The organism is Ichthyobacterium seriolicida (genome assembly GCF_002369955.1).
Classification (GTDB): Bacteria; Bacteroidota; Bacteroidia; order Flavobacteriales; family Ichthyobacteriaceae; genus Ichthyobacterium; species Ichthyobacterium seriolicida.
The window spans coordinates 1,020,110-1,045,901 of the sequence record NZ_AP014564.1 but is presented as its reverse complement, the minus strand read 5'-3'; the positions used below and the strand labels follow the sequence as shown (position 1 = coordinate 1,045,901).

Below are 25,792 nucleotides of genomic sequence, written 5' to 3'. Positions count from 1 at the left end.
TCGGTAGAAAAATAACAACCAGAATCCTTATTTACATACTTTATGAGACAGTATCTTTTTTTATAGAGGGAGCGCTAGATAAAATTTCTTTATTTGCACAATTAGCAAACTTCTCAAAGTTTTTATTAAAAGAAACGGCTAATTCATATAATTTTTTATCATACTCACTTTTGTCTTTCCAAGTATTCCTAGGATCTAATAAATCTGAAGGGATATTAGGACATTCAGTCGGTATGGATAATCCAAATATTGGCATAGTATTATATGGAACACTATCTAATTTATCTTCTAATGCAGCAGTAATCATAGATCTAGTATACTTTATACTAATTCTCTCTCCTACTCCATAAGGGCCTCCCGACCAACCTGTATTTATCAGCCATACCTTAGCTTTTGAGCTCTGTATTTTATCGCTTAACATCTCAGCGTATTTAGTCGGATGCAAAGGCATAAATGGTTCTCCAAAACAAGCCGAGAATGAAGGAATAGGCTCTACAACTCCATCTTCTGTACCAGCCACCTTAGCAGTGTATCCAGATATAAAATAAAAAGCAGCTTGATTAGGTGTCAATTTAGATAAGGGAGGCAGAACTCCAAAAGCGTCACAGGTGAGGAAAAATATATTTTTAAGATTTTCTCCTATGGAAGGGACTTTTATATTTTCTATATGTTCTATAGGATAACTGACTCTAGTATTTTCAGTTATGCTGCTGTCGTAATAATCAACTTCGTTAGTTCCTTCTTTGAATATTATATTTTCTAAAATAGCTCCTTGTTTTACAGCTCTGAATATATCAGGTTCGTTTTCTTCACACAGACCTATGGCTTTTGCATAGCATCCTCCTTCAAAATTGAATATTTTATTTTCACTAGACCATCCGTGTTCGTCATCTCCTATTAGTTTTCTATTTGGATCTGCAGATAATGTAGTTTTTCCAGTTCCAGATAACCCAAAAAATATAGCAGTATCTCCGCTATTGCCCACATTGGCCGAACAGTGCATAGGCAAGACATTTTTTTCTGTAGGCAGCACAAAGTTCATAGTTGAAAAGATTCCTTTTTTGATTTCTCCAGTATACGCGCTTCCCCCTATTATAGCTATCTTTTTGCTGAAATTCAGAATAGAAAAATTTTCCTGTCTAGTTTGGTGAATTTCTTTTTTTGCTGAAAATCCTGGAGCGTTCAAAACAATCCATTCTGGATCAAAATTACTTTTTAGATATTCCTCAGTTGGTCTTATAAACATGTTATAAGCAAAAATATTAGACCATGGAAGCTCTGTAATTATCCTAATATCAGTCTTATACAATGGATCGGAGCACACTTGGGCGTCCCTTATGTAAATCTCTCTATTAGATAAGTAATCGACTAAATCTTGGTATAATATGTCGAAATTTTTAGAGCTAAAAGGAATATTTGTAGATCCCCACCATATGGTGTCTTTAGTTATATCATCTTCTACTATAAATCTATCTTTAGGCGAACGACCAGTAAATTTTCCTGTATTTATAGATAAGGCTCCTGTGCTTGAAATCTTTCCAAGACCTTTTTCTATTGTGATTTTTTGTAACTCCATAGGTTCTAAATTCCAAAGAGGAATGGAGTTTTTTATTCCATATTTTTCTAGTTCTCTATTTTGATCTTCTAAATTATTTGCAGTCATTTTATACCATTTTAGAAATTGACGTCCTGCAAATGTATGGAGTATTTTAATTATTACGAACCTGAGTTTGATTAATATTTGATTAAATATAAATGGTCTGCAAGTAATATAAACTGCTAAAAAAGAATCAATCTTTTAGACTAGGCTTTAAAGTGTTTTGATAGATAATATTGCTAGAATATTTCAATTTACTCAGTGAGATTTATAAAAATCTCTCCCAATTTAAAATAATGCTACTCTCATTTTAGCTAATGATTTATTTCTCTATTGAAAAGTAGAGGGAATTAACCCCGATTATTCATGGTTATATTTCAATATTTGATATGAGATGTTAATTTTAAAGGGGGGTTAAGCAAATCTAGATCACTTTAGATATTCCCCAAAAATGAGGAATAAAAATAAATTGTTTATAAACTGAGTTAGATGCATAATTCCTTAGAAATAATCAATAAAACAATATTTTTAACCTGAAAAATTCATATGACTATGAATAATCCAGGTTAAGTTGTCTTGAACCTAAAACTTTTGCTTTCATTAAAACATATCTTAGAAATTAAAACATAAATTCTTAATTCATCCTAGTTCTTAGTTCTAGTTGCCCCAGTAGTAGGAACTTTAGACTTACTGAAGTCAGGAGCTTTAAAATTACCCATTGATTTATTTGCTTCTGTAGAAGAAGAAAAAACTCCGTTAGGAGAATGCTTTAAATAAAACCCACGATGATTTGCTACATTACTCACATTCCATCGGCTTAAATCTTCACCCATTGCCCAAACCATGCTGAACATTGTTGTCATATTATTTACATTAGATACATCCCAATTTTTTAAACCTCTGCCTACAAAACTTTCGCAACCTTCAAACATACTCTCCATGTTAGTGACCTTAGATACGTCCCAATTACCTAGATCAGCATCAAGTTTAGTACACAAAAAAAACATCTCCTTCATATTGGTAAGCTCAATCAAATTAGGAGCAGAAGATGGAAGAGTTGTTAAATTTGAACAATACTTAAAATGAGATCCTAAATTATTGCCATAACCTAACTCCAAATCGCCCCAATCTAAAATTTCTATTATTTTGGATGTACTAGTCCCTTCATCCAAACTTTCGGCTAAAGTAAAATTAAAACCGATAATTTTACCTGTAATGGTTATACAGTATTCCCCAACAACTTTGTATTCGTGGGACCTGTATTTAAGATTATCTGAAGTAATACGTTGCTTTTCTGTTCCATCTCCCCAGTCTACATGAAAATCGTAATCACCGCCAGGATATAAGGGCAGTATAACAGTATTACTTTCATTTTTCCCTTCACTTATTTTCCATTTTGATATGAAACTATTAGGCTTAATATTACTAGTATCTCTAGAGCAAGAACAGAATATTTCTGTAATTAGAAATATTAATACCAAATACCTATTCTCCATTTTTCAACTGTTTTGGTAGCAGTAACGAAGGATCTAAATATGGTAACTCTGTACACCTAGGAAATCTTTGGGGAATTTTAATTTTTGTTGTAACGAAATCACCGCAAGCGTTAACTTTATTTACATTCCATCCGCTCAGATCTTCAGTTACACTTATTGCTAAACTGAACATAGATCGTACGTTAGTAACATTAGATACGTCCCAAGTTTTTAGTCCTTTTCCAGTAAAACTATTGCACCCGAAAAACATACTGGACATATCAGTAACCTTAGACACGTCCCAGTTACTCACATCTCCATTAAGTTTAAAACATAAATTAAACATGTCTTTCATATTGGTGATACCTTCCAAATCAGGGGGAAGGGACGGTATAGTTGTCAGATTCCTACAATTTTTAAAATATGCTCCATTTTCATTATGCCCAAAGTTTAAATTTCCCCAATCTAAAATTTCAATTATTTTAGATCTACTTTTATCAACCAATCCGAAATTAAACCCTTTAATTTTTCCTGTAATGGTTATAGAGTATTCCCCAGGAGCTTTATATGTGTGTGATTTACTATTCAGATTATCTGAATTAATGTGTTGTTTTTCTGTTCCATCTCCCCAGTCTACATGAAAATCATAATCACCGCCATTGTATATAGGCAATACAATTGTTTTGTCTTCATCTATTTCTTCGCCTATTTTCCATTTTGATATAAAATTAATTGGCTTGGTCTTTTTCACATCATTATCTACACTACTAGTATCTGTACTACTCTTATTATGTTTAATGCAAGAATTAAACGACAAAACTGCACATAGTAAAAACAATGATAATCTTTTGAGTTTCATAATTTCTATCATAAACTTTTTTTTAAAACTACTTCTGACGACACATGCTATTCGGAAACAAATATATATATATTTATTTATTCTAAATAAATAATCAATAAAAACACCTTATGTCATATAAGTCCATTAAAATTTCTATGTTATTCTGTGCTAGGTTAATAGATATCATTGAATAATTTATTTTTTAAAAAAAAGGTTCAAAACAACTTAGGGTAAATTTACATGCGTGTAAAACCTTATGTTATCTATGAAAAATGAGTATATAATTCGCTTGAGAATTTCTGAGGCAGAATTCAGGTGTATTTTACGATTATTTTGCCTACGTATTGAAGCTAAAAAACTAGTAAATTGACGTATTTAACCCAGATTATTCATGGTTATATTTCAATATTTGATATTAGGTGTTAATTTTAAAGGGGGTTAACCAAATCTAGATCATTTTAGATATTCCTCAAAAATGAGGAATAAAAATAAATTGTTTATAAACTGAGTTAGATGTATAATTCCTTAGAAATAATCAATAAAACAATACTTTTAACCTAAAACTTTTGCTTTCATTAGAATATATCTTAAAAATTAAAACATAAATTCTTAATTCATCCTAGTTCTAGTTCTAGTTGCCCCAGCAGTAGGAACTTTAGACTTGCTGAAGTCAGGAGCCTTAAAATTACCCATTGATTTATTTGCTTCTGTAGAAGAAGAAAAAACTCCGTTAGGAGAATGCTTTAAATAAAACCCACGATGATTTGCTACATTACTCACATTCCATCGGCTTAAATCTTCACCCATTGCCCAAACCATGCTGAACATTGTTGTCATATTATTTACATTAGATACATCCCAATTTTTTAAACCTCTGCCTACAAAACTTTCGCAACCTTCAAACATACTCTCCATGTTAGTGACCTTAGATACGTCCCAGTTACCTAGATCAGCATCAAGTTTAGTACATAAAAAAAACATCTCCTTCATATTGGTAAGCTCAATCAAATTAGGAGCAGAAGATGGAAGAGTTGTTAAATTTGAACAATACTTAAAATGAGATCCTAAATTATTGCCATAACCTAACTCCAAATCGCCCCAATCTAAAATTTCTATTATTTTGGATGTACTAGTCCCTTCATCCAAACTTTCGGCTAAAGTAAAATTAAAACCGATAATTTTACCTGTAATGATTATACAGTATTCTCCAATAACTTTGTATTCGTGAGATCTGTGTTTAAGATTATCTGATGTAATACATTGCTTTTCTGTTCCATCTCCCCAATCTACATAAAAATCGTAATCACTGCCAGGATATAAGGGCAATATAACAGTATTATTTTCATTTTTTCCCTCACTTATTTTCCATTTTGATATGAAATTATTATGCTTAATACTACTAGTATCCTAATATTTCTGTAATTAGAAATATTAATATCAAATACCTATTTTTCACTGTGCTCTACTGTTTTTGGTGACAGGGATGAAAAATCTAAATATGGCACCTCTGTACACCTAGGAAATATTTTGGGAATTCTAGTTTTTGCTGTATCAATGAAATTACCACAAGTATTAACTTTATTTACATTCCATCCGCTCAGATCTTCAGTTAAATTCGTTGCTAAACTGAACATAAATTGCATATTAGTAACATTAGACACGTCCCAAGTTTTTAGTCCTTTACCAGTAAAGCTACGGCACCCTGAAAACATATAGGACATATCAGTAACTTTAGACACATCCCAGTTACTCACATCTCCATTAAATTTAGAACATAACTTAAACATTTCTTTCATATTGGTGATTCCTTCCAAATCAGGGGGAAAGGACGGTATAGTTGTCAGATTCATACAATATTTAAAATATGCTCCATTTTCATTACGCCCAAAGTTTAAATTTCCCCAATCTAAAATTTCAATTACTTTAGATTTACTTTCGTCAACCAATCCGAAATTAAACCCTTTAATTTTTCCTGTAATGGTTATATAGTATTCACCAGGAGCTTTATATGCGTGTGATTTACTATTTAGATTATCTGAATTGATGTGTTGTTTTTCTGTTCCATCTCCCCAGTCTACATAAAAATCGTAATCACCGCCATTGTATATAGGCAATACTATTGTTTTCTTTTCATCTATTTCTTCGCCTATTTTCCATTTTGATATAAAATTAATTGGCTTGGTCTTTTTCACATCATTATCTACACTACTAGTATTTTTAATGCAAGAATTAAACAATACAACCGAGCACAAAAAAGCAAATGACAACGTTTCATTATATTTCATTTTTTTAAAGTTGAGTTAGTAAAATTACAGAGATCAGCACCCTTTACTAAAAGAAGGCTTTTTAAACCCTGTTGATCTAGTAAAATTATAGCAATTGGTAACTTTTTCTACACTCCAGCCACTAATGTCTTGATTAAAAGGAATAGAGCCAGAATAACCAGCGTCAAACATCCTTGACATATCAGTAACTTTAGATACGTCCCAGTTACTAATATTACGATTAAAACTTGAAGCCCTACTAAACATATAAGACATATCAGTAACTTTTGACACATTCCATTCACCAATATCCCCATTAAAAGCGACAGTGATACCGTAACCACCAGAAAACATACTCGACATATTAGTGACATTCCCTACGTTCCATTTATTGAGATCCTTATTAAAAGATTCAGCTGTTTCAAACATACTTGACATATTGGTAACACTAGATACATTCCAATCATTTAAATCCTGATTAAAAACTTTAGTACCTCCAAACATACTCTCCATATTAGTGACACTACTTACATCCCAATCCCCTATATTTTGATTAAAAGCATCAGCACCTTTAAACATCTCTGACATATTAGTAACACTAGAAACATCCCAAGCATTTAATTCTTTATCAAAAGCTAAAGCGTTACGAAACATACCAGACATATTTTCTACCTTAGAAACGTTCCAATTACTTATATCACCATTGAAGACTCTAGCTCCATAAAACATCTCAGATAGATCAGTTACTCCCTCTAAATCTGGACCTTCCAAAGGTAATGAACTTAATTTTTCACAATCTTTTAAATAACCTCCCGCATTACCAAATCTTAAATCTCCCCAAGATGAAATTTCTATTATTTGTTCTTTACTATCAGTAACCTTTCCGAAGTTAAATCCCTCTATTTTTCCAGTAATAGTTACTGTTTTTTCTCCTTCTGTTACATATTTATGTGCAGCACCAGGACTATCATGAGAAGTAACTATTTGTTTTTCTGTGCCATCTCCCCAATCTACGACGAAATCATAATCACCCCCTTCGTATATAGGTAACTTTACATCTTTATTTTCGCTATTCCCACCTATGTATGTGATTATTGGATTCCATTTCGATACAAACTCTTTTAACTTATAATCACCTATTAATGTATATGTTCTAGGTTCTCCACTTTCAGATGTCACTACATACTCTGTAGGTTCTGCAGAAATACTCAAAAGATCTATCCTTTCAGGATTTTCGGATATAGAAGCAAATTTTGAAATTCCTATTTGCGGCACTATGTTTTTTATTTTTTCTAATTCATAGTAAGAAAATACCTTTTCTGTTGAAGACGATATAACTATTTGTGAATTATCATGGTTAATACTAGTTGATAAACCTAAACTGGCAAGTATGTCAAGACTAAAAGACAATATTTTATTTTCAGAACTCGCTTCTAATGTAGAGACCCTTACTGTATAGGTTTTAGAGTCTCCCTTTTCAGAAGTGATTTTAAAAGATACAGGGGACGAAAAATCATTAATCGTGCTAGGGTCTGGATCTATCGTCTTTCCTGAAAATTCTATTTTAGGAACTAATTTTGTTATTAATTCTCTCTTCTTATAGGGTAAAATGACAGATATTTTAGTAGAGTCATTAGGATCAAAACTAATACTTACATCTTCTTCTGTCAAGCCTTCATTCTCGGCAGAGTCAAATTTTAAAGAAGAAATAGATATAATATTTGACAATACGTCTTCTACTTTTTCATTTTTTACACAACGAGTAAATAACGCTGCTTGAAAAGAAAATAAACAGAACAATAAAATCTTTGTTTTCATGATATGAAAATTAAAAAATACATAAGTTAAAAGTCATCATTAAGATCTTCGATAAGAATAAGATCGTTCAATTGTACAACTAAAAGGAGGTTTATTTGTACTCTTAAAATTTGATGTTCTTTTAGAAAAATCAGTACAATTAGTAACTTTTGACACATTCCAGCCACTAATGTTTTGATTAAAAGGAATAGAATTTCCAGTCGAGCCAGAAGAAAACATCTTTGACATACTAGTAACACTAGAAACATTCCAGCTACTAATATCACGATTAAAACTTGAAGCCCATTCAAACATATTAGACATATCAGTAACCTTAGAGACATCCCAATTGCTAATATCACCATTAAAAGCGACAGTGATACCGTAACCACCAGAAAACATACTCGACATATTAGTGACATTCCCTACCTTCCAACCATTTAAATCCTGATTAAAAGATTTAGCTCTATCAAACATACTTGACATATCGGTAACACTAGATACGTTCCATCCATTTATGTTTTTATTGAAAGCGTCAGCATCTTTAAACATACCTGACATATTAATAACATTAGAAACATCCCAGTTATTTAATTCTTGATTGAAAACCTTAGCATACCTAAACATCTCTGACATATTAGTAACACTAGAAACGTTCCAACTACTTATAACACAATCAAAGACTCTAGCTCCATAAAACATCTGTGACATATTAGTAACACTAGAAACATTCCAATTACTTATATCACCGTTGAAAACTGTAGCGCCATTAAACATCTCAGATAGATTAGTCACTCCCTCTAAATCTGGACCTTCCGAAGGTAATAAACTCAATTTTTGACAATCTTTAAAATAGCCCCCCTCATTACCAAATCTCAAATCTCCCCAAGATGAAATTTCTATTATTTGTTCTTTGCTATCAGTAACCTTACTGAAGTTAAAGCCCTCTACTTTTCCAGTAATAGTTACTGTTTTTTCTCCTTCTGTTGAATATTTATGTGTAGCACCAGCACTATCATGAGAAGTAACTCTTTCTTTTTCTGTGCCATCTCCCCAATCTACCGTAAAATCATAATCACCCCCCTCGTATATAGGTAATTTTACATCTTTATTTTCACTTCTTCCACCTATATATGTGATTATTGGATTCCATTTCGATACAAACTCTTTTAACTTATAATCACCTATTAATGTATATGTTCTAGATTATCCACTTTCAGATGTCACTACATACTCTGTAGGTTCTGCAGAAATACTCAAAAGGTCTATCCTTTCAGGATTTTCGGATATAGAAGCCAATTCTGAAATTTCTATTGACGGTACTATGTTTTCTATTTTTTCTAATTCATAGTAAGAAAATACCTTTTCTGTTGAAGACGATATAACTATTTGTGAATTATCATGGTTAATACTAGTTGATAAACCTAAACTGGCAAGTATGTCAAGACTAAAAGACAATATTTTATTTTCAGAACTCGCTTCTAATGTAGAGACCGTTACTGTATAGGTTTTAGAGTCTCCCTTTTCAGAAGTGATTTTAAAAGATACAGGGGACGAAAAATCATTAATCGTGCTAGGGTCTGGATCTATCGTCTTTCCTGAAAATTCTATTTTAGGAACTAATTTTGTTATTAATTCTCTCTTCTTATAGGGTAAAATAACAGATATTTTAGTAGAGTCGTTAGGATCAAAACTAATACTTACATCTTCTTCTGTCAAGCCTTCATTCTCGGCAGAGTCAAATTTTAAAGAAGAAATAGATATAATATTTGACAATACCTCTTCTACTTTTTCATTTTTTACACAACGAGTAAATAAAGCTGCTTGAAAAGAAAATAAACAGAACAATAAAATCTTTGTTTTCATGATATGAAAATTAAAAAATACATAAGTTAAAAGTCATCATTAAGATCTTCGATAAGAATAAGATCGTCCAATTGTACAACTAAAAGAAGGTTTATTTGTATCTTCAAAATTTGATGTTCTTTTAGAAAAATCAGTACAATCAGTAACTTTTGACACATTCCAGCCACTAACGTTTTGATTAAAAGGAATAGGATTTCCAGTCCAGCCAGAAGAAAACATCTTTGACATGTCTTCAACATTAGAAACATTCCAGTTACTAATATTACGATTAAAACTTGAAGCCCTTTCAAACATATTAGACATATCAGTAACTTTTGACACATTCCATTCACCAATATTACCGTTAAAAGCGACAGTGATATTGTAACCACCAGAAAACATACTCGACATATTAGTGACATTCCCTACGTTCCATTTATTGAGATCCTTATTAAAAGATTCAGCTGTTTCAAACATACTTGACATATTGGTAACACTAGATACATTCCAATCATTTAAATCCTGATTAAAAACTTTAGTGCCTCCAAACATACTCTCCATATTAGTGACACTACTTACATCCCAATCCCCTATATTTTGATTAAAAGCATCAGCACCTTTAAACATCTCTGACATATTAGTAACACTAGAAACATCCCAAGCATTTAATTCTTTATCAAAAGCTAAAGCGTTACGAAACATACCAGACATATTTTCTACCTTAGAAACGTTCCAATTACTTATATCACCATTGAAGACTATAGCTCCATAAAACATCTCAGATAGATCAGTCACTCCCTCTAAATATGGAGCTTCCGAAGGTAATGAACTCAATTTTTCACAATCTTTAAAATAGCCCCCCTCATTACCAAATCTCAAATCTCCCCAAGATGAAATTTCTATTATTTGTTCTTTGCTATCAGTAACCTTACTGAAGTTAAAGCCCTCTACTTTTCCAGTAATAATTACTGTTTTTTCTCCTCCTGTTGAATATCTATGTGTAGCACTAGGACTATCATGAGAAGTAACTATTTGTTTTTCTGTGCCATCTCCCCAATCTACGACGAAATCATAATCACCCCCTTCGTATATAGGTAACTTTACATCTTTATTTTGGCCATTTCCATATATAGGTGTGATTATTGGATTCCATTTTGATACAAACTCTTTTAACTTATAATCACGTATTAATGTATATGTTCTAAGTTCTCCACTTTCAGATGTCACTACATACTCTGTAGGTTCTGCAGAAATACTCAAAAGGTCTATAACTTCAGAATCATCAGATATAGAAGCCAATTCTGAAATTTCTATTGACGGTACTATGTTTTCTATTTTTTCTAATTCATAGTAAGAAAATACCTTTTCTGTTGAAGACGATATAACTATTTGTGAATTATCATGGTTAATACTAGTTGATAAACCTAAACTGGCAAGTATGTCAAGACTAAAAGACAATATTTTATTTTCAGAACTCGCTTCTAATGTAGAGACCGTTACTGTATAGGTTTTAGAGTCTCCCTTTTCAGAAGTGATTTTAAAAGATACAGGGGACGAAAAATCATTAATCGTGCTAGGGTCTGGATCTATTGCCTTTCCTGAAAATTCTATTTTAGGAACTAATTTTGTTATTAATTCTCTCTTCTTATAGGGTAAAATGACAGATATTTTAGTAGAGTCGTTGGGATCAAAATTAACACTTACATCTTCTTCTACCGAGCCTTCATTCTCGGCAGAGTCAAATTTTAAAGAAGAAATAGATATAATATTTGACAATACGTCTTCTACTTTTTCATTTTTTATACAACCAGTAAATAAAGCAGCTTGAAAGGAAAATAAACAGAACAATAAAATCTTTTTTTTCATGATATGAAAATTAAAAAATACATAAGTTGAAAGTCATCATTAAAATCTTTCTAATATTTTAATTAGAGTTACAATTAGAGAAAGAAGGTTTATTATTTGTAAAATTTGATGTGTTTTTAGAAAAACCATTGCAATTAGTAACTTTTCTCACATCCCAGCCACTAATGTCTTGATTAAAAGGAATAGAAGCTCCAGTCCAGCCAGAAGAAAACATTCTATACATATTAGTTACACTACTTACATCCCAGTTACTAATATCACGATTAAAACTTGAAGCCCTTTCAAACATATTAGACATATTTTCTACCTTAGAAACGTTCCAATTACTTATATCACCATTAAAAGCGACAGTGATATTGTAACCACCAGAAAACATACTCGACATATTAGTGACATTCTCTACCTTCCAATCATTTAAATCCTGATTGAAAGATTTAGCGCTACTAAACATAGATTCCATATTAGTGACATTATCTACTTTCCATTTATTTAAACCCTGATTAAAAACTTTAGTACCTCCAAACATACTCTCCATATTAGTGACACTACTTACATCCCAATCCCCTATATTTTGATTAAAAGCATCAGCACCTTTAAACATCTCTGACATATTAGTAACACTAGAAACATCCCAAGCATTTAATTCTTTATCAAAAGCTAAAGCGTTACGAAACATACCAGACATATTTTCTACCTTAGAAACGTTCCAATTACTTATATCATCATTGAAGACTCTAGCTCCATAAAACGTCTCAGATAGATCAGTCACTCCCTCTAAATCTGGACATTCCGAAGGTAATGAACTCAATTTTTCACAATCTTTTAAATAACCTCCCGCATTACCAAATTTCAAATCTCCCCAAGATGAAATTTCTATTATTTGTTCTTTACTATCAGTAACCTTTTTGAAGTTAAAGCCCTCTATTTTTCCAGTAATGGTTACTGTTTTTTCTCCTCCTGTTGCATATCTATGTGTAGCACCAGGACTATCATGAGAAGTAACTATTTGTTTTTCTGTGCCATCTCCCCAATCTACCGTAAAATCATAATCACCCCCTTCGTATATAGGTAACTTTACATCTTTATTTTCGCTATAACTTATATATGTGGTTATTGGATTCCATTTCGACACAAACTCTTTTAACTTATAATCACCTATTAATCTATATGTTCTAAGTTCTCTACTTTCAGACGTCACCACATACTCTGTAGGTTCTGCAGAAATACTCAAAAGGTCTATAACTTTAGAATTATCGGATATAGAAGCCAATTCTGAAATTTCTATTGACGGTACTATGTTTTTTATTTTTTCTAATTCATAGTAAGAAAATACCTTTTCTGTTGAAGATGATATAACTATTTGTGAATTATCATGGTCAATACTAGTTGATAAACCTAAACTGGCAAGTATATCAAGACTAAAAGACAATATTTTATTTTCAGAACTAGCTTCTAATGTAGAGACCGTTACTGTATAGGTTTTAGAGTCTCCCTTTTCAGAAGTGATTTTAAAAGATACAGGGGACGAAAAATCATTAATCGTGCTAGGGTCTGGATCTATCCTCTTCCCTGAAAATTCTATTTTAGGAACTAACTTTGTTATTAATTCTCTTTTTTTATAGGGTAAAATGACAGATATTTTAGTAGAGTCGTTGGGATCAAAATTAACACTTACATCTTCTTCTACCAAGCCTTCATTCTCGGCAGAGTCAAATTTTAAAGAAGAAATAGATATAATATTTGACAATACGTCTTCTACTTTTTCATTTTTTACACAACGAGTAAATAAAGCTGCTTGAAAAGAAAATAAACAGAATAATAAAATCTTTTTTTTCATGATATGAAAATTAAAAAATACATAAGTTGAAAGTCATCATTAAAATCTTTCTAGGAAGATTTATATTCTTTTATATACTAATTCAGAGTTACAATTAGAGAAGGAAGGTTTATTATTATTTTCAAAATTTGATGTGTTTGTAGAAAAACCAATACAATCAGTAACTTTTGACACATCCCAGCCACTAATATCTCTATTAAAAGGAATAGGATCTTCAGTCCAACTAGAAAAAAACATTCTACTCATATTAGTTACACTCCTTACATCCCAGTTACTAATATCACGATTAAAACTTGAAGCCCTTTCAAACATATAAGACATATCAGTAACTTTTAACACATCCCAGCCACTAATATCCCCATTAAAAGCAACAGTCATACCGTAACCACCAGAAAACATACTCGACATATTAGTGACATTCCCTACGTTCCAACCATTTAAATCCTGATTAAAAGCTATAGCGCTACTAAACATAGATTTCATATTAGTGACGTTATCTACTTTCCATTTATTTAAACTCTGATTAAAAACTTTAGTATACCCAAACATACCCTCCATATTAGTGACACTACTTACATCCCAATCCCCTATATTTTGATTAAAAGCACGAGCGTTGCTAAACATCTTTGACATATTAGTAACATTTTTTACATTCCACTTACTGATATTCCCATTAAAAGATACAGCTGACGTGAATACAGACGTCATATTAGTGACTTTTGATACATCCCAGTTATTAAGATCCTGATTAAAAGAATATGTATCTTTAAACATATTGGTCATATCAGTAACTTTTTCCAAATCAGGAGGGGTTGAAGGTAGACTTATTAATTTTCCACATCCTTGGAAAACTCCACCCTTTCCTCCAAGAAAAGGATTATTTCCTGGGTTTTCACGCTCTATACTATTTAATAATTTCAAATCTCCCCAATCATCTATACTTATTATGTGATTTTCACTAGTTTCGATATGTTGGCTGATTTTAACTTTACCAAAATTGAACCCTTCTATTTTTCCTGTGATAGTAATAGTCTTTTCTTTAGAATCCTTATATCTGTGCTTCACCTCTTTATAAGAAGTGATTTTTTGTTTTTTTGAACCATCTCCCCAATCTACGACGAAATCATAATCACCCCCCTTGTATATAGGCAATTTTATAGTATTACTACCTTCCCATCTTGAAATAAATTTCTTTAACTCATAAGTGAATTTTACTTTATAATTCCTCGATTCGCCACTCTCAGATATCACAGTGTATGTTATGGGGTTATCAGTATCTGTAAAATCCTTCAATTTATCATAACTTATCTTAGCCCCTTTAGAAACACTTATAGAAGGTGATATGCTTTTTAAATCATAGTAGGATATTAAACCATTCATAGATATTGAAATAGAAGGATCCGCGTGATTAATGTCTGTAGATACATCTACATTACTAGGAACATTTCTTAATTCGAATGACAATATTTTATTTCCACTTTTCCCCTCTTCCTCATTCTTCACACCAACGACCTCCTCTTTAATGCAAGAATTAAACGACAAAACTGCACATAGTAAAAACAACGATATTCTTTTGAATTTCATAATTTCTATTATAAACTTTTTTAAAAAAACTATTTCTGATAGCACATGCTATTCGAAAACAAATATATGTATATTTATTTATTCTAAATAAACAATCAGTAAAAACACCTTATGTCATATAAGTCCATTAAAATTTCTATGTTATTCTGTATTAGGTTAACCCGCATTATTCATAGTCATATTAAAATAGATTAGACGTGATATTTTTTCCTTAACTTTTTTACTAATCGAAGAGAACTCATCTTCTTTGTCGTTTTTTTTGCACCTTTTTTTAGGATGACAATGCTCTTTTTTAGTGTTTTTACATGGTTTTTTAACGACAAGGCGTAACTATCCCAAGCTTGTTCATTTCACAAATAAACAACCGTTACTGGGTAATAATTTCCCGAAATAAACCCTTGTAAACAAAAGATTTAGATAGCTGGTAATAGATTCGCCTTTTGGTAATTTTAACCCAGATTATTCATAGTCGTATGAATTTTTCGAATAGAATTTATCGCTTTATCCAGTATTTATAAGTAGTCATTGATGAACTCAGAGTTATAAATGGTATATTTTTATTCCTAATTTTTGGGCTATATCTAAAGTGGTTATTTTTGGTTGAAACCCTTTAAAAATAACACTTTATATTCAAATTGAAATACAAACCATGAATAATACGGGTTAATTCTATTTTCACTTGAATCACCTCTTTTAACATAAAAGTTAAAGTAAATTTCTCTAGCGTCCTTTTGGGGAAGGTTACTAGAAAAATGCCTTATGTTCATCCCTAATCCTGTACTCTCAACTTTAGAATAGCACTGTTGAGGCTTGTGCCAACTCTTGGCTTTGTAAGTGAAGCTCATAAAATGTTGGTGCTTCTCTCCATGATCTAAATACATTTTTTTACAGCATTTTTTGAACGGGATACCTTTCTTTTTAAAACTTCATTGCTCGCTATGCCTGTCACATATAGTAAATCAAAATCATCTACTAATTGGTAAAAAGCAACGCAACTAAAGCTGCTATCACTTCTAATAATTATTTCCATCTCTAGGCAACTCTCACGTATTTTGATAATTATTCGCTTTAAAATACTAACATACCATTTATTAGAATGACTGTTTCCTCGACGGAGTACGGGAAGAATAATCTGTTTTGGTGTCTCCATCATGAAAAAATAGTTCATTGTACATGAATTTATCATAATAACCGTTAAACATTGACAATTGTTGACTGCCATGAGTTGGATCATCGGTTGAATCTACATCAATAACTATTCTCTTGCGACCAGATAAATTTGAAACATATTTGTATAACCATGCATTACAAAACTTAAAAACAGCCTGTTTATCCAAGCTATTCTCAAATCTTGATATAGTGGGTTGAGAGGCCAAATCACCTTGAAGAACATCTTTTAATAAAGGCTCATGCCGTAAATGACTAACATCATTGGCGTCTTCATAGCCTAACATGATCATATAAACCCTTTGCTTTAACTGTTACTTTCTGCTATAAGTAATAAATCTAGTGTCTCGAGTATCAGGCAAAAACTTACTGTAATAATGAATCAATTTATGATCTCGTTCTAATTTTTCAAGCATGATTAAAGATCCATCAGAGCTAATTTCTGATGATGAAAAAAGTTAACTCAACAAAAGTTTTCCCTCTATAAAATAATGTGTTTTTATTCCTCATTTTTGAGCTATATCTAAAGTGGTGAATTTTTGATTAAAACCTTTTAAAATTAACACTTTATGCCTAATATTAACAATATATCTATGAATAATCTGGGTTAAACCAAAGCTAAATAGAGCTATACCTGTAAATTGAAGTATTCAAACGATATTTCTTTAACTAAAATATTAATCGAACTCAGGTTTTAAGGTATAGTGTTGTTAAACAAAAGCCTAGACGGAAGACGGAATCTTAATATTAAGACTAATCGTCGTCATAGCCTTTCATCCAATAATACAATGAGTTAGTATTGCAGTTACTGACAAAATTAGGTTTCTTATCCTCGGTGATTTTTGGCGCTTTCCTAGAAAAACTAGAACACTCAGTAACATTTGAAACATCCCAACCACTTAAATCTTGTTCAAAAGAGCTTGTTTTATCACAAACCCTAGGCCAACAACCAGAAAACATAATTCTCATATTAGTAACTCTTGATACATCCCAGCCACTAATATCTTGATTAAAAGTTATAGCTCCACAAAACATAGCAAACATATTAGTAACACTACCTACATTCCACCCACCAATATTTTGATTAAAATTTTCGGCTCCCTCAAACATATTTGACATATCAGTAACGTTTGAAACATCCCACTCTGTAATATCTCCATTAAAAGGTATAGTACCAAAACTTCCGCCAGAAAACATCTTAGACATATTAGTAACATTGCCCACTTTCCAATTGCTAATATCTCCACTAAAACTCGTAGCTTCTTTAAACATACTACCCATACTAGTAACATTACCTACATTCCACTTATTAAGATTCTGATTAAAATGCGAAGCCCTTTCAAACATACTACTCATATTAGTAACATTACTTACATCCCAACCACTAATATCTTGATTAAAGATCATGGCTATTTTAGCTTTATAACCACCATAAAACATACTCGACATATCAGTGACATTCCCTACGTTCCATCCGCCAATATTTTGATTGAAGGATACAGCATCTTCAAACATACCACTCATATTAGTAACATTACTAACGTCCCATTTACTAATATCTCCATTAAATGATTTAGCATTCTTAAACATACCAATCATATTAGTAACTTTTGATACATCCCATTTACTAATATCCCCATTAAAAGATGTAGTGCCCTCAAACATATTAGTCACATCAGTAACTCCTTCTAAATTAGGAGAATCTAATGGCAGACTTACTAATTTGGTGCAGTCTTCAAAAACCCCAACATACCCAGCATAAAATTCGCTCCTGCGTAGATATGCACTATTTAGGAGCTTTAAATCACCCCAATCTTCTATGTTTATTATATTTTCGCTACTAGTTTCAACTTTACCGAAGCTGAAACCTTCGATTTTCCCAGTGATGGTTATAGTGTAACTGCCATCTGTTTCATATTCATGTAAAGAAGCTAAATCATCGAAAGAAGTAACTCTTTCTTTTTCTGAACCATCTCCCCAATCTACGACGAAATCATAATCACCCCCCTTGTATATAGGTAATTTTATCATATTGCTACCTTCCCATTTTGATATAAATTTCTTTAATTCATAAGTGATTTTTACTTTATACTCCCTCGACTTACCACTCTCAGATATTACAGTATACGTTATAGGGTTATTTTCGATATTTATAAAATCTTTCAATTCGTCAGAACGTATCTCAGCCCCTTTAGAAACACTTATAGAAGGTGATATGCCCTTTAAATCATAGTAGGATATTAAACCATTCATAGATATTGAAATAGAAGAATCCTCGTGATTAATATCTGTAGATACATCTACACTACTAGGAATATTTCTTAATTCGAATGACAATATTTTATTTCCACTTTTTCCCTCTTCCTCATTCTTCACACCAACGATCTCCTCTTTAATGCAAGAATTAAAAGATAAAACTGCACATAGTAAAAACAATGATAACCTTTTGAATTTCATAAAACTTTAATTTAAATTATTACTATTGATGACAGTCATTACTATTGAAATGCAAATTTACAATTTTTATTAATTCTAAATAAACTTACTGAGTTCTATGGTCACTGAAATATTTTATCTAGTTGATGGGATCTGTAAGTAATCAATACGTCAAATTTTCAAGAAATTTATTTTTACTCTAATCTAGATTCTTTTTCAAATCAACTTCTATTATGATATCTACCTTATCCCATAATTTACTTATACCATCTGTACCTTTATGTAAATCCAAACATTCTGTATTTAAAGACTCTATAGAAGACGATAAATTCCATCTTAAAAGATCTACCTCAGCTGAGATAACTAATACACTATCTTCTGTCATGGTATAGGTAGCAGAAATGTCCCCTTCTATATCGTTGAGAGTTACAAGAAATAATATATTATTTTCTGTTACTTCTTTTACACGCCCCTCTATATTCGATGTATTAGCCATAGAATTAAAGAAAAATCTAACTATTCGTAAATCTCTAACTTCATAACCACTATTTAAAGACTTTATAGGTATTTTAAATTTCATATTTCTAATGCTCTCCTCCAAGACATCAGATTTTTTACTTTCTGAGATATATATCTCTTTAAATGAACCATATAATGGAATTTTATCAGTTGTCTTATATGCTGCCCACTTCAACTTTACATTTTCAGAAGTCAAAAGGTATTGCTCTTTTAAAGAATCATAACTACCATCCGAAAAACACGATACAAAAAGACTTATAATAGCCACTTGTATAGCTTTTGAAGACATTTTTTTCATTAAAGTAATTTGTATTTCAACGTTATATTGTAAATTATTCCAGGAATATAAGTCATGGTATAACTATCTGTATATTGAGTGTAATCGAATACATTATCTATATCTAACAGAAGTTTTAATTTACCTTCTAGAAATGTTTTAGAAATACCTGCGTTTACTAAAGTAAACGGTTTTGAATACTCTTTTTCATCATCTATTATATTATTGAAATTAGTACGTGGGGTCATTCCTATTTTTCCAGTATATTGCGCTACTATATTAGCAGATACCCCATACATGATGTCTCTTATAAAAATCTTAGCATTTCCACTGTGTTTAGCTCTTCCTTTTAATCCTCCGTATTTTTCTTCTTTTACTACGGTTCCTTCTTCAGAAGGTGTTTTTTTCGACAAAATTTCTTTTTTTCTTAACCTTTCCAAATCTTTCTTACTCTTGGCGGTCAAGTATTGATAACCTCCCGATATTGTTATATTATCGTTTAAATCATAATTTGAGTTAAATATAATCCCCTCAGTAAATATTTCACCTGTATTTGTATAGCTTATTATATTCGGACTTGGGTTTAAAGAACCAATTCTAGTAGCATCTATCATATTAGATAGATCTGTTCTAAACAATTCTAATTGTAGAGATATTGAATTTGTAGGTCTATAGCTCAATTCAGCGTTTATTCCTATTGAATGTTCCGGTTTTAATTTCCCTTTATACTTTATTATCTCATCATATTCTTTGTCAAGAGCAGATCTGTTTATTCTACCTTGGGAAATAAACCCTTCTATCACTCTTTCTAATTTTGCAACTCCTACGAATGCATGCCAAGGAGCCATTGAATTTTCGTATAATTGTTTTATGCTTGGACTTCTAAAGCCCCTACCTATGGAGGCTTTTAAACTAATCTGTTCTGTGATGTCCAATTTAAAAGAAGCTTTTGGATTAAACTGCATACCATAACTTTTATGATTATTAAATCTAGCGCCTAATACCAGATTTAATCTTTCAAATAGATTTGTGCTGTATTGTCCATATACGAAACTATTGCTAAAATCAGGGATATCTTTCAATTCTTCATCTGATTCTATGATTCTTTGATTGTTGGATCCTATTCCATAAATAATATGATCAGTATTATTTAGTTTATAACTGAATGAAATCTCTCGTTCAAAAGATCCGTGCGTAAATTTTTCTGTATGCCCTTTAGGAGATTTAACTGATGGACCTTGCTTGTCGTTATAGCTATAAATATTTGAATTTATACTTAATTTAACAGATAATTCTTCAGTAATATCATAAGTTATTGTAGGCGTTATGCTCCAATCTAATAGGTTGTAGTATATAGGCTGGATATGCCTTTTATATCTTGATATATAATCTTGATGTTTAATATTTAATCTAGAATTTATATTAGCCTTTAATTTTGGTATAACCTCGTATGAAAGCTTATTCAGAAGTCCATAATTATCAAATGGAGATTCTTTTCCGTTCATTTCAGGGTTCGCTACATAATTAGCTGTTTTGAAAAAATTAATATCTGTGTATATTCCGTATTTATTCTCCCTGTAATAGTGACCTTGTACATTTACATTGATTGTGTTAAATCTACCATATCTCAAAGATGTAGATAGCTGCTTATTTTTTGATATAGATTTTGTGATTATATTTATCACCCCCGCCATAGCTTCTGATCCGTATATGCTAGATGTAGGACCTTTTATTATTTCTATTTGTTTTATGTTATCTGTACCTATAAGGCTAGATAGATCTGGACTGTAAGCAATACTACTACCTAAAATAGGGGCTCCATCTACTAGTATTAATGTATACTTGGGAGATAGCCCTTGCAATTGAATTCCATTGCCTTCTACGTGACCAGATGAAATATTTATCCCTGTGGTAGCTCTTAATACATTTATGAGTTGCACCTCTCCTGACCTCTCTATTTGATCACTAGTTATCAATGTAACAGGCACAGTAACATTACTTAATTGTTCATCTTTTTTATTTGCAGAAATAATTACACTTTCCAAATTTACAACGCCTCGGGAGGAATCTTCGTCAGTATTGTCGTTTTGAGCAAAGGTTTTAAAACTTATAAGTAAGAGTAATATCAGTTTAAATTTTTTCATTTTTGTGGTTAATTACTTGTTATTTTTATTTTAAGATTGAGGGAAATTTGCTTATGGTAAATGTTCGCTTAGTTTAGCCAACAAAAAAATCAATCGGAGTAAAGTATTCTCCGACTTTTAAGATTTTAGTTATTAGTTTTTTGTTCAAAAGAATATACCTATTTAGTATATTTTATTAATAGTTCTTTCCAAGATTGTAATTCTGGACTTCCTTCTTTTTGCTTACCAAATAATTGAACTATTAGATTTTCATCTTCATCAAAAACTTCTAAAGCTGATACTTCTCCATCTTTTCCAGATGGCCTCCTAACTACCCAGGCTTGAGATATTTTATCTGCATTTAGATGTAAATTAAAATCAGAATCAAGTACATTAAACCAGATTATTCATGGTTATATTTCAATATTTGATATGAGGTGTTAATTTTAAAGGGGGGTAACCAAATCTAGATCACTTTAGATATTCCCTAAAAATGAAGAATAAAAATAAATTGTTTATAAACTGAGCTAGATACATATTTCCTTAGAAATAATCAATAAAACAATACTTTTAACCTAAAACTTTTGCTTTCATTAGAATATATCTTAAAAATTAAAACATAAACTCTTAATTCATCCTAGTTCTTAGTTCTAGTTGCCCCAGTAGTAGGAACTTTAGACTTACTGAAGTCAGGAGCTTTAAAATTACCCATTGATTTATTTGCTTCTGTAGAAGAAGAAAAAACTCCGTTAGGAGAATGCTTTAAATAAAACCCACGATGATTTGCTACATTACTCACATTCCATCGGCTTAAATCTTCACCCATTGCCCAAACCATGCTGAACATTGTTGTCATATTATTTACATTAGATACATCCCAATTTTTTAAACCTCTGCCTACAAAACTTTCGCAACCTTCAAACATACTCTCCATGTTAGTGACCTTAGATACGTCCCAATTACCTAGATCAGCATCAAGTTTAGTACATAAAAAAAACATCTCCTTCATATTGGTAAGCTCAATCAAATTAGGAGCAGAAGATGGAAGAGTTGTTAAATTTGAACAATACTTAAAATGAGATCCTAAATTATTGCCATAACCTAACTCCAAATCGCCCCAATCTAAAATTTCTATTATTTTGGATGTACTAGTCCCTTCATCCAAACTTTCGGCTAAAGTAAAATTAAAACCGATAATTTTGCCTGTAATGGTTATACAGTATTCTCCAACAACTTTGTATTCGTGGGACCTGTGTTTAAGATTATCTGAAGTAATACGTTGCTTTTCTGTTCCATCTCCCCAGTCTACATGAAAATCGTAATCACCGCCAGCATATAAGGGCAGTATAACAGTATTACTTTCATTTTTCCCTTCACTTATTTTCCATTTTGATATGAAACTATTAGGCTTAATATTACTAGTATCTCTAGAGCAAGAACAGAATATTTCTGTAATTAGAAATATTAATACCAAATACCTATTCTCCATTTTTCGACTGTTTTGGTAGCAGTATTAAAGGGTCTAAATACGGTAACTCTCTACACCTAGGAAATATTTGGGGTATTTTAGTTTTTGCTGTAACGAAATCAGCACAAGCACTAACCTTATTTACATTCCAGCCGCTCAGATCTTCAGTTACACGTACTAATAAACTGAACATAGATCGCATACTAGTAACATTAGACACATCCCAAGTTTTTAGTCCTTTACCAGTAAAGCTACGGCACCCTGAAAACATATAGGACATATCTGTAACTTTAGACACGTCCCAGTTACTCACATCTCCATTAAATTTAGAACATAAACTAAACATTTCTTTCATATTGGTGATACCTTCCAAATCAGGGGGAAGGGACGGTATAGTTGTCAGATTCATACAATATTTAAAATATGCTCCATTTTTATTATACCCAAAGTTTAAATTTCCCCAATCTAAAATTTCAATTATTTTATATCTACTTTCATCAACCAATCCGAAGTTAAATCCTTTAATTTTTCCTGTAATGGTTATATAGTATTCCCCAGGAACTTTATATACGTGTGATTTACTATTCAGATTATCTGAATTAATGTGTTGTTTTTCTGTTCCATCTCCCCAGTCTACATGAAAATCGTAATCACCGCCATTGTATATAGGCAATACAATTGTTTTGTTTTCATCTATTTCTTCGCCTATTTTCCATTTTGATATAAAATTAATTGGCTTGGTCTTTTTCACATCATTATCTACACTACTAGTATCTGTACTACTCTTATTATGCTTAATGCAAGAATTAAACAATATAACCAGGCACAAAAAAGCAAATGACAACGTTTTATTATATTTCATTTTTTTAAAGTTGAGTTAGTAAAATTACAGAGATCAGCACCCTCTACTAAAAGAAGGCTTTTTAAATCCTGTTGAGCTAATAAAGTCACGGCAATTAGTAACTTTTCTCACATCCCAGCCACTAATGTCTTGATTAAAAGAAATAGAGCCACTATAACCAGCATAAAACATTCTATACATAGTAGTAACACTAGAAACATTCCAGTTACTAATATTACGATTAAAACTTGAAGCCCTTTCAAACATATTAGACATATCAGTAACTTTTGATACATTCCATTCACCAATATCCCCATTAAAAGCGACAGTGATATTGTAACCACCAGAAAACATACTGGACATATTAGTGACATTCCCTACATTCCATTTATTGAGATCCTGATTAAAAGATTTAGCTGTTTCAAACATACTTGACATATCGGTAACACTAGATACATTCCATACATTTATATTTTTATCGAAAGCTTCAGTATCTTTAAACATACCTGACATATTAGTAACCTTAGAAACATCCCAATTATTTAATTCTTGATTGAAAACCTTAGCATAACAAAACATCTTTGACATATTGGTAACACTAGAAACATCCCAGTTATTTAATTCTTGATTGAAAACATCAGCATAATAAAACATCTTTGACATATTTTCTACCTTAGAAACGTTCCAATTACTTATATCACTATTGAAGACTCTAGCTCCATAAAACGTCTCAGATAGATCAGTCACTCCCTCTAAATCTGGACCTTCCGAAGGTAATGAACTTAACTTTTCACAATCTTTAAAATAACCTCCCGCATTACCAAATCTCAAATCTCCCCAAGATGAAATTTCTATTATTTGTTCTTTGCTATCAGTAACCTTACTGAAGTTAAAGCCCTCTACTTTTCCAGTAATAGTTACTGTTTTTTCTCCTTCTGTTGAATATTTATGTGTAGCACCAGCACTATCATGAGAAGTAACTCTTTCTTTTTCTGTGCCATCTCCCCAATCTACCGTAAAATCATAATCACCCCCCTCGTATATAGGTAATTTTACATCTTTATTTTCACTTCTTCCACCTATATATGTGATTATTGGATTCCATTTCGATACAAACTCTTTTAACTTATAATCACCTATTAATGTATATGTTCTAGATTCTCCACTTTCAGATGTCACTACATACTCTGTAGGTTCTGCAGAAATACTCAAAAGATCTATCCTTTCAGGATTTTCGGATATAGAAGCAAATTTTGAAATTCCTATTTGCGGTACTATGTTTTTTATTTTTTCTAATTCATAGTAAGAAAATACCTTTTCTGTTGAAGACGATATAACTATTTGTGAATTATCATGGTTAATACTAGTTGATAAGCCTAAACTGGCAAGTATGTCAAGACTAAAAGACAATATCTTATTTTCAGAACTCGCTTCTAATGTAGAGACCGTTACTGTATAGGTTTTAGAGTCTCCCTTTTCAGAAGTTATTTTAAAAGATACAGGGGACGAAAAATCATTAATCGTGCTAGGGTCTGGATCTATCGTCTTTCCTGAAAATTCTATTTTAGGAACTAATTTTGTTATTAATTCTCTCTTCTTATAGGATAAAATGACAGATATTTTAGTAGAGTCATTAGGACCAAAATTAATACTTACATCTTCTTCTGTTAAGCCTTCATTCTCGGCAGAGTCAAATTTTAAAGAAGAAATAAATATAATATTTGACAATACCTCTTCTGCTTTTTCATTTTTTACACAACGAGTAAATAAAGCTGCTTGAAAAGAAAATAAACAGAATAATAAAATCTTTTTTTTCATGATATGAAAATTAAAAAATAAATAAGTTAAAAGTCAT

At 31.3% G+C, this 25,792-nt stretch carries 21 protein-coding genes and 1 pseudogene; 1 reads left to right on the top strand and 21 read right to left on the bottom strand.

Annotated features, from left to right (window positions below):
* Positions 1-40: 40 nt before the first annotated feature.
* The 3 genes from pckA to JBKA6_RS03865 form a co-directional block, all read right to left on the bottom strand.
* Positions 41-1,663, bottom strand: coding sequence for a phosphoenolpyruvate carboxykinase (ATP) (pckA, locus tag JBKA6_RS03875; protein ID WP_096686038.1), 1,623 nt, complete (start codon positions 1,661-1,663; stop codon positions 41-43).
* 578 nt (positions 1,664-2,241) lie between these two features.
* Positions 2,242-3,093: a BspA family leucine-rich repeat surface protein gene (locus tag JBKA6_RS03870; RefSeq protein WP_096686036.1), complete on the bottom strand. Its 852-nt coding sequence runs from the start codon at positions 3,091-3,093 to the stop codon at positions 2,242-2,244.
* Positions 3,083-3,931 (bottom strand): BspA family leucine-rich repeat surface protein, encoded by an 849-nt coding sequence (locus JBKA6_RS03865; protein WP_157776934.1) that lies wholly within the window; start codon positions 3,929-3,931, stop codon positions 3,083-3,085. Before JBKA6_RS03865 ends, JBKA6_RS03870 begins: the two co-directional genes overlap by 11 nt.
* Positions 3,932-4,169: 238 nt before the next feature.
* On the opposite strand from JBKA6_RS03865, the pseudogene JBKA6_RS07520 reads away from it, so the two are divergent.
* Positions 4,170-4,274, top strand: a pseudogene (locus tag JBKA6_RS07520) (IS1595-like element ISIse1 family transposase); the annotation flags it as partial.
* Between the two features lie 248 nt (positions 4,275-4,522).
* On the opposite strand, the gene JBKA6_RS03860 reads toward JBKA6_RS07520, so the two are convergent.
* The 18 genes from JBKA6_RS03860 to JBKA6_RS03775 form a co-directional block, all read right to left on the bottom strand.
* Positions 4,523-5,239 (bottom strand): BspA family leucine-rich repeat surface protein, encoded by a 717-nt coding sequence (locus JBKA6_RS03860; RefSeq protein WP_157776933.1) that lies wholly within the window; start codon positions 5,237-5,239, stop codon positions 4,523-4,525.
* A 119-nt stretch (positions 5,240-5,358) separates the two neighbouring features.
* Positions 5,359-6,198: a BspA family leucine-rich repeat surface protein gene (locus tag JBKA6_RS03855; RefSeq protein WP_096686030.1), complete on the bottom strand. Its 840-nt coding sequence runs from the start codon at positions 6,196-6,198 to the stop codon at positions 5,359-5,361.
* 33 nt (positions 6,199-6,231) lie between these two features.
* A complete protein-coding gene (locus JBKA6_RS03850) occupies positions 6,232-7,995 on the bottom strand; it encodes a BspA family leucine-rich repeat surface protein (protein WP_096686028.1) in 1,764 nt (587 codons plus the stop codon).
* Positions 7,996-8,034: 39 nt separating this feature from the next.
* On the bottom strand, positions 8,035-8,853 hold the full coding sequence (locus JBKA6_RS03845) for a BspA family leucine-rich repeat surface protein (protein WP_096686026.1): 819 nt from the start codon (positions 8,851-8,853) through the stop codon (positions 8,035-8,037).
* Positions 8,854-9,180: 327 nt separating this feature from the next.
* Positions 9,181-9,840, bottom strand: a complete 660-nt coding sequence (locus JBKA6_RS03840; RefSeq protein WP_096686025.1) for a DUF5018 domain-containing protein — start codon at positions 9,838-9,840, stop codon at positions 9,181-9,183.
* Between the two features lie 39 nt (positions 9,841-9,879).
* A complete protein-coding gene (locus JBKA6_RS03835) occupies positions 9,880-11,685 on the bottom strand; it encodes a BspA family leucine-rich repeat surface protein (protein WP_096686023.1) in 1,806 nt (601 codons plus the stop codon).
* Between the two features lie 58 nt (positions 11,686-11,743).
* Positions 11,744-13,522, bottom strand: a complete 1,779-nt coding sequence (locus JBKA6_RS07720) for a BspA family leucine-rich repeat surface protein (protein WP_096686021.1) — start codon at positions 13,520-13,522, stop codon at positions 11,744-11,746.
* Between the two features lie 60 nt (positions 13,523-13,582).
* Positions 13,583-15,106, bottom strand: coding sequence for a BspA family leucine-rich repeat surface protein (locus JBKA6_RS03825; protein ID WP_157776932.1), 1,524 nt, complete (start codon positions 15,104-15,106; stop codon positions 13,583-13,585).
* 590 nt (positions 15,107-15,696) lie between these two features.
* Positions 15,697-15,987, bottom strand: a complete 291-nt coding sequence (locus JBKA6_RS03820; RefSeq protein WP_096686017.1) for a transposase — start codon at positions 15,985-15,987, stop codon at positions 15,697-15,699.
* Positions 15,978-16,256, bottom strand: a complete 279-nt coding sequence (locus JBKA6_RS03815; RefSeq protein WP_157776931.1) for a transposase — start codon at positions 16,254-16,256, stop codon at positions 15,978-15,980. The genes JBKA6_RS03820 and JBKA6_RS03815 overlap by 10 nt, the downstream gene beginning before the upstream one ends.
* Complete coding sequence (locus tag JBKA6_RS03810) at positions 16,198-16,560, bottom strand: transposase (RefSeq protein WP_157776930.1); 363 nt, start codon at positions 16,558-16,560, stop codon at positions 16,198-16,200. Before JBKA6_RS03810 ends, JBKA6_RS03815 begins: the two co-directional genes overlap by 59 nt.
* A 466-nt stretch (positions 16,561-17,026) precedes the next feature.
* Positions 17,027-18,730 (bottom strand): BspA family leucine-rich repeat surface protein, encoded by a 1,704-nt coding sequence (locus JBKA6_RS03805; protein WP_157776929.1) that lies wholly within the window; start codon positions 18,728-18,730, stop codon positions 17,027-17,029.
* 178 nt (positions 18,731-18,908) lie between these two features.
* The gene (locus tag JBKA6_RS03800) at positions 18,909-19,517 is read right to left on the bottom strand and encodes a hypothetical protein (protein WP_231952033.1); all 609 of its coding nucleotides are present in this window, start codon (positions 19,515-19,517) and stop codon (positions 18,909-18,911) included.
* Between the two features lie 8 nt (positions 19,518-19,525).
* Positions 19,526-21,649: a TonB-dependent receptor plug domain-containing protein gene (locus JBKA6_RS03795; RefSeq protein WP_096686008.1), complete on the bottom strand. Its 2,124-nt coding sequence runs from the start codon at positions 21,647-21,649 to the stop codon at positions 19,526-19,528.
* Positions 21,650-21,807: 158 nt separating this feature from the next.
* Positions 21,808-22,032: a ChuX/HutX family heme-like substrate-binding protein gene (locus JBKA6_RS03790; protein ID WP_262490698.1), complete on the bottom strand. Its 225-nt coding sequence runs from the start codon at positions 22,030-22,032 to the stop codon at positions 21,808-21,810.
* Between the two features lie 233 nt (positions 22,033-22,265).
* Positions 22,266-23,117, bottom strand: a complete 852-nt coding sequence (locus JBKA6_RS03785; protein ID WP_096686006.1) for a BspA family leucine-rich repeat surface protein — start codon at positions 23,115-23,117, stop codon at positions 22,266-22,268.
* Complete coding sequence (locus tag JBKA6_RS03780) at positions 23,107-23,958, bottom strand: BspA family leucine-rich repeat surface protein (protein ID WP_096686004.1); 852 nt, start codon at positions 23,956-23,958, stop codon at positions 23,107-23,109. Before JBKA6_RS03780 ends, JBKA6_RS03785 begins: the two co-directional genes overlap by 11 nt.
* 33 nt (positions 23,959-23,991) lie before the next feature.
* Positions 23,992-25,755: a BspA family leucine-rich repeat surface protein gene (locus tag JBKA6_RS03775; protein WP_096686002.1), complete on the bottom strand. Its 1,764-nt coding sequence runs from the start codon at positions 25,753-25,755 to the stop codon at positions 23,992-23,994.
* Between the last annotated feature and the right edge of the window lie 37 nt (positions 25,756-25,792).